Below are 12560 nucleotides of genomic sequence, written 5' to 3' on the forward strand. Positions count from 1 at the left end.
AGGGATCGCCCAAGGACTATTTAAGAATCGTGAGAAGTCAATCGGGGCGACAGGATTCGAACCTGCGACCTAGTGCTCCCAAAGCACCCGCAAGAATAAGGCTATAACTGAGACTTATCTTGCTATCTGGACTTTTAGAGAAATAAGAGTGGCCTAATTCGGACTAATAAGCCTTATTTTGGGTGCATTTTGGGTGCAACCTTTTTTGCGTGTTTTGTATTATTAGCTGATACTTAATGCTATAACTGATACGGGCGACAAGATTCGAACTTGCGACCTAGTGCTCCAAAATTACAAAATTATATGTACATATTCATTGACTTTTTGTCTTTTTAAATACACAATATTTCCACTACCTTACTCAAGTTATTAGGACTTTTTATTATATTTCATGAGTTATTTTCTTTCCTTAATATTGCCTCTTCTTCTCGGAATATTTGTCAACTTTGTATTAACTATGTCTGGTCAGGGCTGGGCTAAAAATATTAGTTTTAGGCTTAGCTGTGCTCTTTTGCCTCTTGTTTCTTCTATCATATCAACTGTAATTTCTGGGAACATTGCACTTTCTCTAGGGATGGTAGGAGCCCTTTCAATTGTAAGATTTAGGCACCCAGTAAAAACATCTTTTGAATTAACAATCTTTTTCTTACTTGTAACTGTAGGCATTGCATCTTCAGTTAATCCAAAATATGCTATTTCTGTGACATTTTTATCAATGCTTTCAGTATATCTATATTGTTTGGTCTCCTCGGTGAGAAAGGGTAAAAATAATTTTATTCCAAATTTAGATATCAAAGAATACACTGATAAATTTCTAGTTGAAATTGTTTCTAATTCTTCAATTCCACAATTAGCATCTGAACCAAGACTGATGTTTGTTTTGAACGATCCCAAGAATAATATTTATACTTATAAAATCGCAACAGATTCGATCTCTGATGCTAACGAACTTATAGCGTCAAAAAATATCGATCAGAATTTAACTAAAATAACCAGAATTTAACTTTATGCATTTAGCTAAGAGTTTCGTATTTTATACGTTCTTATGTGTTATTTTGGGTGGCTGTGATTATTCCGGTAACTTTTCTTCCCCTTCTGAACAGGAAAATAATAACACAAGTATAATTTATCCTTCAAATAGTAATGTAATTAATAATCTGCCTGTTGTGGAAGACTCTATCCCAAATACATGCCTCTCTTATACTTCAAATCCAAAGAAGATTGAATACATAAAAATAACAATACCTGAGTCTAGAAGGTGGGCAAAAAATTTACTAAAAGCATTTATAGATCCATCTAAAATCACAAATCCAAAATACCGCAAAAGATTTAATTCTTTAATATCGTTTAGGCACGGTAATAACATATGTAAATTCAAGGCCTCTGTTCGGCTTTCTGGCGACTTGAAAGATCATATATCAATGAAGAATCAAAATTTCCTCTATACATCAAAATCCCCATCTATTCCTATCGTTTCATCCTTAGACGTGAAAATGAAAACTGGGAACATAAATGGCATAATCAGGTATAAACTTCTCCTTCCTGAATCAAGAAATGGTGATAATGAAATTTTGACTGTTTCATTATTTAATCAGTTAGGTATACTTACACCTCGGACTCGATATGTAACTGTCGATATAAATGGAACTGTTGTAAAAATGTTATTGCAAGAAAAATTTGTCAAGGAATTTGCAGAGCATAATCTTCTAAGAGAATCTGCTCTTCTTAAAACTCATGAAGATCTAATGTGGAATTTGAGGTCTAAATCATCTCAAAATTTTTCTTCATTAATCTTTCCTTCAATAATCAATCGTAATTGGTTGAAAAAAAATGATTTAAATAAATCTATATCAGTGCAAGCATTGAACATTCTTTCTGATGCCTCTAATCGTTCTGCTGATAACGTTCATACTTATCAAAATTTCTTTAATTTGCAAGCGCTTGCAAATAACAACGGCACTGAAGAATTTGCGTTTTATAATATGCTTTCAATAATTACTGATTCTACTCATGGCCTTATTAATCATAATGAAAGATTTTATTATGATGCTTTTGAGGATAAATTAAGGCCAATATACTACGATGGAGACTCGAATTTATTGAATAGATTCAATAGCCTTGATCCAGCTGATAGTTTATCGATGATCAAAAGATCCAAAACATGGATCTTAAATAATGCAAAGCACTATAACATTGAGGATTACAAGAAAAAAATAAAAAACATCGATTCGTATAAACTTTCTTTAACAGCCGTCAATTCTGGATTAAATTTTTCTGAAATTGATGCTGACCGATTAAAAATATATCTTTTAAAAAATCTCGATTATGTTGAAATTAATTTAAAAGAATATAGTGATAATACCAATCCCGAGTTTACACAAAAAAAGGATGTTAATTTACAAAGGTTTGCAAATAATGGTCTCTTTAATTTTCAATCATTTTATGGAAATCCATTAGGTGAATATTTTCTTTGTGAAATCAATACAGCTTTACTTTGCAATACTTACAGTCCTGACAGCAAGAAGCTTGTAAAACTTATGACAACCGGAGCTAAAGTAAATAATTTACCCACTTTTTATCTTAATGAAAATAAGTCTTCTCAGGTAAGAAAAATTAATTTAAATCAAAGAACTCTAGTTATTGAAGAGAACTTTATTATGCGAATCTACGGTGCACCGGATGTAAATGTCGACAAGAATGAAAGAACAATAAATGTTTATTTAAAAAGTGCTAAAGACCAAGTCATTATAAATAACAGTGACCTGGTAAATTGGGAAATAAATGTAGTTGCACTAAAGAATAAATCAATCTCTCCTCCAAATATAAGATACAATAGCGAATTGCAAACTGGCGCACTTGTTATACAAGATTCAAGGCTTAAAAATGTGTCGTTTTCGTTCAAAGGTGGAATGTTAGAAGATAGTATTAACATAGTTAGGTCTAGTGGTGATATTAAACAAATTTTTATTCAAGATAGCTACCAAGACGCTCTCGATATTGACTTTTCAACGATATCTATAGCTAATGTTAGAGTCCTAAATGCTGGAAATGATTGCGTTGATCTATCATCAGGTGAATATAAAATATATAATTTAAATTCTAAGTATTGTTCAGATAAGTCAGTGTCTCTTGGCGAGAATTCATCACTCCAAATAGAATCAATGACAACTCAGGCGGCTGATGCTGCTTTAGTTGTCAAAGATTCTTCTAAAGCAACTGTAAATAATGCTAATATTTTTAATGTAAAAAAATGCATTCAGATTTATAGAAAAAAACAAGAATATGGTGGTTCATTAGTGAATTTCCCATTAGTGCAATGTGGAAATTATCCCATTCACGTTCAGTTGAATTCTGAGCTTAGATCCAATGATTCCAAGAATTGAGCAAAAATTTAATTTAAGACCATGTAATTACAAATTTTTTCTTGGCTGGTTAATGGATCATAACTTTAAAATGTTGTATCCGGAAAGGATTGTCTCCTCCATATATTTTGACAACTTTAACCTTGCTTGCTTTCATGACACGAGAGAGGGAATCACTCCACGTCGGAAGATTCGTATCCGTGGTTATGATTCACCTTATCCTTTTAAAACCGATAGACATTTTAGTTTTGAGAAAAAGTTTAGTAGCGGCATAAGTCGTTCCAAGCTCCAACAAGTTTTCGATTTACGCGAAGTTAAAGACTGTTTAAATTTTGGAGTTTTTGATCAACAATATGGATTCTGTTCCCCTCTTGTTCTGATAAGTTACACTCGTGAATATTTTGTAAGCGATAATCTAAGAGTCACGATAGATAGAGATATAAAATATTCGATGGCTGCAGATCCTTTTGAATGCATCGTTGATGAAGAGTATGTTATGGAGATTAAAACCTCTATCAATACAAGTCTTGAGTCCATTGCAAATAAATTTTGCTTCCCATGTTCTAGGTTTTCAAAATATGAAAGAGCAATAGAGCATCTAGATGATTCTCATTTAATGACCGTAAGACATAAATCTATATTTAATAGTCCAATTTTCTAATTTCTGTCTTTAACTAGGAAGTATCTTTAGACTTATTTTTCTAAATACCGAAAACTGATCTATATAAGGTAGGCTTATATCCTAAAAATTCAAGAAAATTCTATAAAGTCTAGGAAAAAACCATAAGATAACCCCCTAAAAAGGAGGTCATTTTTACTAATTTTTCCCTAAGTCAAATTAGGCAATCGCTGAAAAGCCAGTCTGGGCGAAAGGATTCGAACCTGCGACCTAGTGCTTTTTAATAATTTCAATAAAAGTTTATTGATAGATTTTTAAAAAATAAATATTTGGATGTTGAAATATTTAGGAATATTTTATAACTAAATTTTTTGATATATTTTTGAAATTAAGTAATATTAAGGTTTTAGATAGATGATAAACAAGTTTTTTTATATTAAGTCATTTTAAATCTAACTCAAGATTATTTAGTTAACTTATCTACTATTCAAATCAACCAACTTATGTAAAGTATTTTGAATACATCTTTTATTGAAATACCTTGAGAAATTGTAATAAGCTAAAAATTGTTCTTTCAACCCCCAATTTTTAGAAAGAAATAGTCTTTGTGGTTTAAAGAAACTTTGAGAAACATTTGGAAGTATTTTTTTATTTAGGAACAATTCAATTGCCCTTAAATAAAGAGAATGACCATGATTCATATTTTTAATTTTTAAATCCAAAAGACTTTCATCCCCATTCAATTTAGTTTGTTCAGTAGAAATAATATTGCCAGAATCAATACCAGAATCAATCCACATAATTGTGTTTCCTATTAAATCAAATTCTTTTAGATAAAGGCACCAAAAAGTACAATCAGGTCCGCCTTTTATATAAGGAGAAATTCCAGTATGTAAATTCATGATGACTCCATATTGATTAATAATATTCAAAAGTTTTTGTTGTAGTATATTTGTTCCTGATACTAAAACTAATTCAGGTTTAAAAGTAAGAATTATTTTTTCAACTTCTATTTGATTAATATCATGGACCTCAATAAGAGGTTTTATTGGAAATTCTGAAAAATTCTTTTCATAGTAACTCAACATTCCAAACCAAGCCTTTCTGAATTGACCAAATGTGAGTAAAAAACCAATAAAATTTGAAATCCTTTTTAAACTTAATTTAAAGTTTGTTCTTTTTAACTTTTTAACTTTTTGATTTACTACTATGATTCCATCAATCTTAAATTTTGCATGAATTTTATGAGCTAAGGCCTTTTGATTAGATCTTGCATCACATAAAAATAATTTCATATATTTCTTAAAAAACCAAGAGACCTATAAATCATTTCTTGTTCAGAATAAGCATGAAATGCAAATCTATTATGAACACTATTATTATTATTAGAAAAATTGTTATTTACAAGTAAGATTTGAGTATATCCTTTTTCCTTCGCAATCTTTAAATTTGATTTCTTATATGAAGCATTTGGAAAAGCGTAAATATAAGGTTTTTCACAAAAATTATGTTCGAACCACTTAGAGCATAAATCAATATCATTTTTAAAAAATTCATCAGTTTCACAACTCATGTTTGAATGAAAAAATGAGTGAACACCTATATCATGAAATTTCATTATTTCTTTGATATCAGACTTATTCATCATTTCAGTTGAATATTTATATAAGTCATCTCCTAATCGATCCAAGCAATATTTCTCAATTTCAAGCTGTTTTTGGAACGTATTATTTTTGACAAATGATGATAATCTTGCACCCTCTTTTACAATATTATTGCTTTTGTTGAACTTGAAATTTGGTATTTTCAATTCCTCAAGTTCATCGATATTAGCTTTTCCTAGAAAATCCTGAAGAATTACATTAAAAGGAGGTCTTTGTTTATCAATACATGATGGAATTATATTTTGATTTGATCTAATCCCGTACTTCAATAAGATTGGATGTGCAATATTTATAAAATCTTTATATCCATCATCAAAAGATAAAATTACTTTTGGTTTTGAAGGTAATTTTTTTTTGTCGAATTTATCTTTCTCTAATTCTAAAAAACTTGTAAACTCGTAATTTTTCAATAAAAATTGAATAAGGCTCTCAAAAATTTTTGGGTTTAAGGGTGGATATGCAGATTTATCATTATTGTCAACTCTATGCAGATTTAAAATAGTTAAATATCTCTTTGCTTTAATTTTTTTAAGTCTATTATTAATTCTCAGGGGATTAGATAAAATATTAAATCCTGCAAATTTAATAACCTTTTTTGTATAACTAGAAATGCTCATATTTTTATATTCTTAATAATAGATTTAAAACTTTCAGATTAAATTCATTTATCAGAAAAATCTATTTATTTGGTATTTTACAACATAGAAAAATGAAAACTCAGGGAGGTTGGAAATGGCAAATTAATTAATTAATAAAATAAAAACAATATAATGCGAAAATCTTAAATTACGAGAATCAATATACAAATGTGGGAATTCTGTAGAAGTAGGGTAAGTAAGAAAAATTCAATAATATTGAAAATAGCACTGCTGAATGTGAGCATCAATATTAATAATATAAATAGTCAATTTAAAGAGGGAAGAATTGAAGATTGAAAAGGCTAAGGATGAATGGAAAAAGTTAATTAGTCAGGGTTGGCGAGTAACCCGGGAGGTATGGAATAAACCTAGTGATAATTAGCGATTAAGCCTACTAGGTATATCAAAGCTATACAAATAATCGCTATTTAATCGCTATTTGAGTTTTTAAGAAAAATGAAAAATAAAAAAGGCAACCTTGGGATGGCTGCTTATGACTTGATTGAGTCGGGGCGACAGAATTCGAACCTGCGACCTAGTGCTCCCAAAGCACCGCATACTCCATTAGCATCACTAGGTTTTTAAGCTATAAATTATTTCTTGCATGGTGTTGCGTAATTTATCTGGTTAAATAAAGCAATATTTGTCCATAATTTGTCCATTTTTTCAAAATTTGGTGCAGCTTTACCCCTTTTTTTATCTATAATTTTTACAAGGAGAAGTTCACTTTAATAAATAAGATAGGTCAAGAATTAAAGTCTTTGAACCATTTGAAAATGTTTCCAAGCCTTTGCCAAGCATTGATGCGATGATGATTAGTTTTGGTTGCGTCTATAAGAGAAGTAGTAAACCAGTTATGAAAGGTAGCAGGGTAGAAACTATTGAGGCTGCTAGAAAAGAATATAAGTAACTTTTAGATGAAGGTTGGAAGAAGAGTTCTATTTTTAGAAGTTATTTTTAAAATTTTTGCTATAAATTAAATGAGGCCAAACCTCGTCAGCACACTCTACGTTTGCTGCAAGACATAAATTGATTCAATATAGTTGCGAGTCGATTTAATAACCCTTTCAGTAGTTGGAATTTCTGGAGGGGTTTCTTGTTACTGATATTTATTGAGTAATCGGTTATAAATTATGAACAATAGTATTAATCCACCAATACCATAAGCTGCATGAGTTGGGTCATGATGATTCTGCCAAAGCTCTTGTAGTGGGAGTAGTAACCTTTTCAATTAATAATTAACTAATTTTCTCTTTCCATCTCTAGTTTCTACTCTATTTATTCTTAACCCTATAAAAGCAGCCCAAATAACTGCAAATAAAATTGGTAAAAAAATGATTGCAAGTTTCATCATTGTTTTAATCCTGTTATTTGCTCAAAAGAATAACCTTTAAATAAATAGGAAAAAATAGGTACTTTATCTAATTAAGCAGCATCATATTCTTCATCTTCAAGCTCTCGCATAAATCTTTTATCTAATAAGTAAGCGTCTAAAAGCTCTAGATTGTTATTTTCTTTAATTTCTTTATCGCTGTCTAATAGCTCTCTTATGTAGTTATATACAAGCTTTTTATCGTACCCACTTTTTCTAATTTCTTTCATCATTTCGATTGGAATTTTCATAATCGCCAACCCCTATATGAAAGCCTATATACGCATACTTACGAAAAAATAAGGAAAAAGCTAGTCTTTAGGCCATTGACGTGGAGTTAAACCACCAAGAGCCGCCCTATTTCTTGGAGTGTCTTTAAAAAATGCAGCGTCACATTGCCTACAACCCCAAGTTCTATTAATAGGAAAATCTGGAATACAGCCAATTACAAATATATCGTCACGAAAAAAATCCTCTTCTAGTGGCATACCTAAAACAGCTTTTCTAACTTCTTTCGTTTTGCATCTTGGGCAAATAGTTGGTTTCCTATTAGTAATGAACCAATCATCTCTTTCTGGTATTGGATTGCAATTCATAATTACCAATCCCTCTCTAAGCAATCAGGTGGATAATAAATTTTATAATTACACCTTACACAAGCCCATTTAGCTGAAGGCATTTCTAAAGAACAGCCCATAATTGCATATTTACCAGACTGAGCAACTTCAGCATCAGGGTATCCCCAGAGGCATGGTTTTATACCTTTTTTAAGTTTGCATCTAGGACAGTTTTGAATCTTATGCCACCTATATTCTCCCTCATACAATTTCATAACATTCTTCATCATTTGGCCTCGAAAGTACCAGGTGTCATCAATATCTGGAGGAGTTTGTTTTTTCATTAAAGTTTAGACTTTACTTATTAAGCAAAAAAATTATTCCTCTCCACTAAAAAAATCTTGATCAATTTTTACTACTTTTATCGTTTCTTTAACTTGTACTCCAACGCAATATTCAATCATTAATTTTGCTAAATCAACACCATCAATAAGAACTAAACGAACATCACTTAAATTTTCCGCAAATTTTTTTGCATCGCTCGTAAATGTACTGCTAGTTACGAAAACTCCTTTTTTGCATCCCCCTCCAGTCATGGCTCCCAAAAAACCCTGTATTTTTGGCCGCCCAACAGTATTCTCAGAATATCTCTTCGCTTGGATGTAGATCTGATCTAATCCTAGTTTATCTTCATCAATCGTTCCATCAATTCCTCCATCAGGACCCCTTGGTACACCTTTTATTCTTTTCTCGTCGCCACCTCCATAGCCCATCTTTGCAAGAACTTGCAAAATTAAATTCTCAAAGGCTGAAGGACTAATATTTTTTATTTGTTCTAAAAGTTCATCAATAAGCTGCTCTCTTATTCTTTTGATTCCTCTGTCAATTAAATCTTGAGGTGTATCATCGTTGCTTTGATCAACTTCCACATCATTATTTTTCCCTCTATTAATTATCTTTCTTTCTTGATGATCTTGGTACTCTTTAAAAACTAATAGGTCACTTTCTTTAAGCGGCCTATTTAGACTTAATAATTTTTCTGCATTAGGTCCTAAAGCAAAATAGCTACGGCGTGGTCCAATCAAAGCTCCAGCTACTCTCAAATAAGAGGAAGCCCAACCTACTCTACCTTTAGCAATACTCCTCCCATCACTTAGTTGCTTTTCTGCTAATTGTTCTTGAGTAAGGTTCATTTTTTTACAACAGCATCAATAGCATCATGCCTATACATTTCTCCGTTTTCTTTTAAAACCTCTAAGAGAGGTTTCATATATTCATGCCATTTGGGGATATAAACCACAATCCTAAATGAAGTGGAAACTATTCTAGATTCTAAGTAGAAACAAACAACTGTCCATTATTTGTCCATTTTGCTTATGGACAGATTTATCCCATAAAAAAGTGAGTCTGGGTAAATCGCTAGTATGGCTTGGTTTTAAATGGTCGGGGCGACAGGATTCGAACCTGCGACCTAGTGCTCCCAAATCACTATGATCAAACCCCTTATAACTACGATTTGAAGCTATAACTCAATTAATAAGCCCTTTTTTCTTCTAAGACCTTATGAGATTTTCTAATACTTAATGGATTTTTCCCTAAATTTTCCCTAAAGTTGACCTAGTGCTCAATATGGCTTTAAGGATGGCAATAACTAATAAAAATGGTGCAAGTATCAAGCATTTCATTTAAAAAGCTCTTTCTTCTAGTGAAACTTTTTTGCATTTCCCTCTTCCATTTTTTCGAAATTCATAATCATTTTGTCTCATATCACTAGTGGCAGAATTGTATAAACTTAATCTAAATAAACCATTAAACCTATTGATATTCAAAGAATATCTATTACCTGTACCAAGTTCATAGCCAACAATATTAAAACTACCAGAAGACTGAGATAATCTCTGTTCATATGAATCTATCCCGTATACGATTGCTTGACCCTTCTTGGGTTTTATAGCAACTTCAAGATATGGATAAAGTTGTGATGATGATTTGCAAGCCAAATAAATCTCTTCAGGAAAAATCTCTTCAGGGAAATTTCTTTCAGCATTAACAGCAGTAGGTAAAGCAAGTGCAGCTAGTAGTGGGAGTAGTAAGTGTTTCATTTGAAAATTATTACCAACTGTTCATTTGTTTAAATATAAAATTATCAATGATTTGCTCCGTTCTCCGTAAAGCATCTTTCTTTTTTTGATATTGAAGCATATTGTCTAAGGTCTTTTCTACAGAGGGTGCTTTGTCATAATTTCTTTTTCTGATTTTCGGTGTAGATGTAGATGTAATTAAATTCAAAATAATCACGATCAATACACCTGATAACATAGCAATTATGATATTAGCTAGAATGCTCAAAGGCGATTTGCCTAATTCTGGGGAAATATTTTTATTATCAATACCAACCTCAGAATCAGATTTTTTAGTCCTATCTGAGATGAAGTTTTTGTTGTATACAGGCTGTCGATAATATTTCCCATTTCTATCGTATGGCATGAAAAAATGGAGCTAATTGCCCCTTATTTTAGATCGACTGTCAATTATTAACTAAATACTTAATAGCCATTTGCAAAAAAGGTATATCAACTAAATCTATATATTCATATAAGGTAGACTTATTCCCAAAAAAATTAAGAAAATTCTATAAAGTCTAGGGAAAAACCATAAGAAAACCCCCTAAAAAGGAGGTCATTTTCCCTAATTTTTCCCTAAGTCAAATTAGGCAATCGCTGAAAAGCCAGTCGGGGCGACAGGATTCGAACCTGCGACCTAGTGCTCCCAAAGCACTGGGCGTTATTTTTAAGAAAACCTTGAGACTTTAGTTATAGCCTAGACTAATTATAGATGGTGGAACGAGTTTGAGACAGCATATTGCAATATCTTCGAAGATCATACAAGATGTTTATAGATGCTAGCTCCCCCTCTAGCTCCCCCTCTAGCTCCCCCTTCTACGACCTAGTTCCCTCTGTTAAGAAGGTCGGGGATTTGATAGATTTTTTGGAAATTCGAATTAAAGTAATTGGAAATTAAATATAGATTCAAAAATGTTGAGTAATTATGAAGACGCTTTTGAAGCAGCACTAATTAGTAAAGACATTTCTAGTAAAGAAATTCCTAATCCTTATTTTATTTTAAAACTTATGAAAAAGAATATTTTTTCTAATATTCTTCTTTTGACAACTTTAACTGGGGGGGTATTCTTATCTCCAATTCAAGCTGAAGAGAAAACAGGCTTCTATGGGACCGTTTCTATAGGGACAGACTCGCTGAATGCTCCCACATGGGGCGCAACAGCTAGGGGTACTGATTATGGTGGTAAAGCAAATTTAGAAAATGATGGTCTTTCCTACGACTTGGGCATTGGATATGACTTTGGAAAATGGCGGACAGATCTTACCTATTCCGAAGAACAACATGACTTGAAAAGTTGTACAGAGACAAAAACATCCGCTACTTGTGCTACTGGAGGACAAGGAGAAGGTGATGCAAGCTCTATTATCGCAACCGTTTATCGCGACTTCAGCAATGATTCAAAATGGACTCCTTACATAGGAGCAGGTCTCGGTACAACAAATATTAATTCAAATAATATAACTGTTAATAGTGTTGAATATAATCTAAATGACAAAGATACTTTTACCTATCAAGTAAAAGCTGGGACTAGTTACGAGATAACTGAAAAAGCTGTGCTATTCGGTGAAATATCTTACAAAGCATATAACGATATAACATCAGTTAATACAAATGTTTCGAGTGTAGATTTTGATGTAACCGATATTTCTTCATTTGGTTTTCGCCTGGGAACACGTTTTATTTTTTAAGAAATGAAACGCTTACTACTTGAACTGCGATAAGATGTTAATTTTTAGAAGTTTTTGCTAAAAATAATTAGATCACTAAACCACTATGGACAAAGAAACATTAATCAGGTTGGCAACTCCAGCATCTATTGCTTTATTAGCAACTTCTATTTTTAGCTTCCCGATTATTACCAAAGCAAATTATGGAAGACAGCTAGGCACTGTAAATGATCCAATCCATATTGTTTGTTTATTTAAGAAAAACAGTGGATATTTTTATAGTGGTAAAGGTTGCTAACTCTTATATCTGAAGCTACTGTCTATCAAGAATTTAAGGAATCAGGGCATAAGTATATACAAAGTACATAACCCTAGCGCTCCTTTTAGCGCTCCTTTCTCAAGTTAAGACAGTAAGCAATAAAAAAGCGAGTTGGGAGACTCGCTAGTATGACTTGGTTTTTAAGAGTCGGGGCGACAGGATTCGAACCTGCGACCTAGTGCTCCCAAAGCACCCGCGCTACCAAGCTGCGCCACGCCCCGCTAAACATCATTCTAAT

The 12560-nt window shown here is 32.0% G+C and carries 15 protein-coding genes, 1 tRNA gene and 1 pseudogene; 5 read left to right on the plus strand and 12 right to left on the minus strand.

The features are described 5' to 3' along the window. Positions 1-465: 465 nt before the first annotated feature. Entirely contained in the window at positions 466-894 is a 429-nt protein-coding gene (locus tag HA152_RS06275) for a hypothetical protein (RefSeq protein WP_209134693.1), read from the minus strand. A gap of 113 nt (positions 895-1007) precedes the next feature. Between HA152_RS06275 and HA152_RS06280 the strand changes: the two genes are divergently transcribed. Together HA152_RS06280 and HA152_RS06285 are read left to right on the plus strand one after the other, a co-directional pair. Beyond that, positions 1008-3383, plus strand: a complete 2376-nt coding sequence (locus HA152_RS06280; RefSeq protein ID WP_209134695.1) for a hypothetical protein — start codon at positions 1008-1010, stop codon at positions 3381-3383. Further along, entirely contained in the window at positions 3367-4023 is a 657-nt protein-coding gene (locus tag HA152_RS06285) for a VTC domain-containing protein (RefSeq protein WP_209134697.1), read from the plus strand. Before HA152_RS06280 ends, HA152_RS06285 begins: the two co-directional genes overlap by 17 nt. Positions 4024-4457: 434 nt before the next feature. On the opposite strand, the gene HA152_RS06290 is transcribed toward HA152_RS06285, so the two are convergent. Both HA152_RS06290 and HA152_RS06295 read right to left on the minus strand, forming a co-directional pair. Beyond that, entirely contained in the window at positions 4458-5276 is an 819-nt protein-coding gene (locus HA152_RS06290; RefSeq protein WP_209134699.1) for a hypothetical protein, read from the minus strand. Beyond that, the gene (locus HA152_RS06295) at positions 5273-6262 is read right to left on the minus strand and encodes a polysaccharide deacetylase family protein (protein ID WP_209134702.1); all 990 of its coding nucleotides are present in this window, start codon (positions 6260-6262) and stop codon (positions 5273-5275) included. The genes HA152_RS06290 and HA152_RS06295 overlap by 4 nt, the downstream gene beginning before the upstream one ends. Before the next feature lie 719 nt (positions 6263-6981). Here HA152_RS06295 and HA152_RS06305 point away from each other — a divergent pair. Further along, positions 6982-7193 (plus strand): annotated as a pseudogene (locus HA152_RS06305) (DUF1651 domain-containing protein). Positions 7194-7382: 189 nt separating this feature from the next. On the opposite strand, the gene HA152_RS10065 reads toward HA152_RS06305, so the two are convergent. From HA152_RS10065 to HA152_RS06335, 8 genes are all read right to left on the minus strand, one after another. Beyond that, positions 7383-7514, minus strand: a complete 132-nt coding sequence (locus HA152_RS10065) for a hypothetical protein (protein ID WP_280634300.1) — start codon at positions 7512-7514, stop codon at positions 7383-7385. After that, on the minus strand, positions 7515-7637 hold the full coding sequence (locus HA152_RS10070) for a hypothetical protein (RefSeq protein WP_280634301.1): 123 nt from the start codon (positions 7635-7637) through the stop codon (positions 7515-7517). It lies immediately after the preceding gene. A 71-nt stretch (positions 7638-7708) separates the two neighbouring features. Further along, a complete protein-coding gene (locus HA152_RS06310; protein ID WP_209134704.1) occupies positions 7709-7906 on the minus strand; it encodes a hypothetical protein in 198 nt (65 codons plus the stop codon). 60 nt (positions 7907-7966) lie between these two features. Next, a complete protein-coding gene (locus HA152_RS06315) occupies positions 7967-8251 on the minus strand; it encodes a hypothetical protein (RefSeq protein ID WP_209134706.1) in 285 nt (94 codons plus the stop codon). A 2-nt stretch (positions 8252-8253) separates the two neighbouring features. Continuing rightward, the gene (locus tag HA152_RS06320) at positions 8254-8556 is read right to left on the minus strand and encodes a hypothetical protein (protein WP_209134708.1); all 303 of its coding nucleotides are present in this window, start codon (positions 8554-8556) and stop codon (positions 8254-8256) included. 33 nt (positions 8557-8589) lie between these two features. Beyond that, on the minus strand, positions 8590-9405 hold the full coding sequence (locus HA152_RS06325) for a restriction endonuclease (protein ID WP_209134710.1): 816 nt from the start codon (positions 9403-9405) through the stop codon (positions 8590-8592). Between the two features lie 492 nt (positions 9406-9897). Continuing rightward, complete coding sequence (locus HA152_RS06330; protein WP_209134712.1) at positions 9898-10314, minus strand: hypothetical protein; 417 nt, start codon at positions 10312-10314, stop codon at positions 9898-9900. Positions 10315-10324: 10 nt separating this feature from the next. Further along, positions 10325-10699, minus strand: a complete 375-nt coding sequence (locus tag HA152_RS06335; RefSeq protein ID WP_209134714.1) for a hypothetical protein — start codon at positions 10697-10699, stop codon at positions 10325-10327. A 548-nt stretch (positions 10700-11247) separates the two neighbouring features. Here HA152_RS06335 and HA152_RS06340 point away from each other — a divergent pair. Further along, positions 11248-12024 carry an outer membrane protein gene (locus HA152_RS06340; RefSeq protein WP_209134716.1) on the plus strand — a complete coding sequence of 259 codons (777 nt, stop codon included), beginning with the start codon at positions 11248-11250 and terminating at the stop codon, positions 12022-12024. A gap of 85 nt (positions 12025-12109) precedes the next feature. Continuing rightward, entirely contained in the window at positions 12110-12301 is a 192-nt protein-coding gene (locus HA152_RS06345) for a hypothetical protein (protein ID WP_209134718.1), read from the plus strand. Between the two features lie 168 nt (positions 12302-12469). Here the strand turns inward: HA152_RS06345 and HA152_RS06350 are convergent. Continuing rightward, a tRNA-Pro gene (locus tag HA152_RS06350) sits at positions 12470-12543 on the minus strand. Between the last annotated feature and the right edge of the window lie 17 nt (positions 12544-12560).

It is taken from the genome of Prochlorococcus marinus XMU1412, assembly GCF_017696315.1.
GTDB lineage: Bacteria > Cyanobacteriota > Cyanobacteriia > PCC-6307 > Cyanobiaceae > Prochlorococcus_A > Prochlorococcus_A marinus_AF.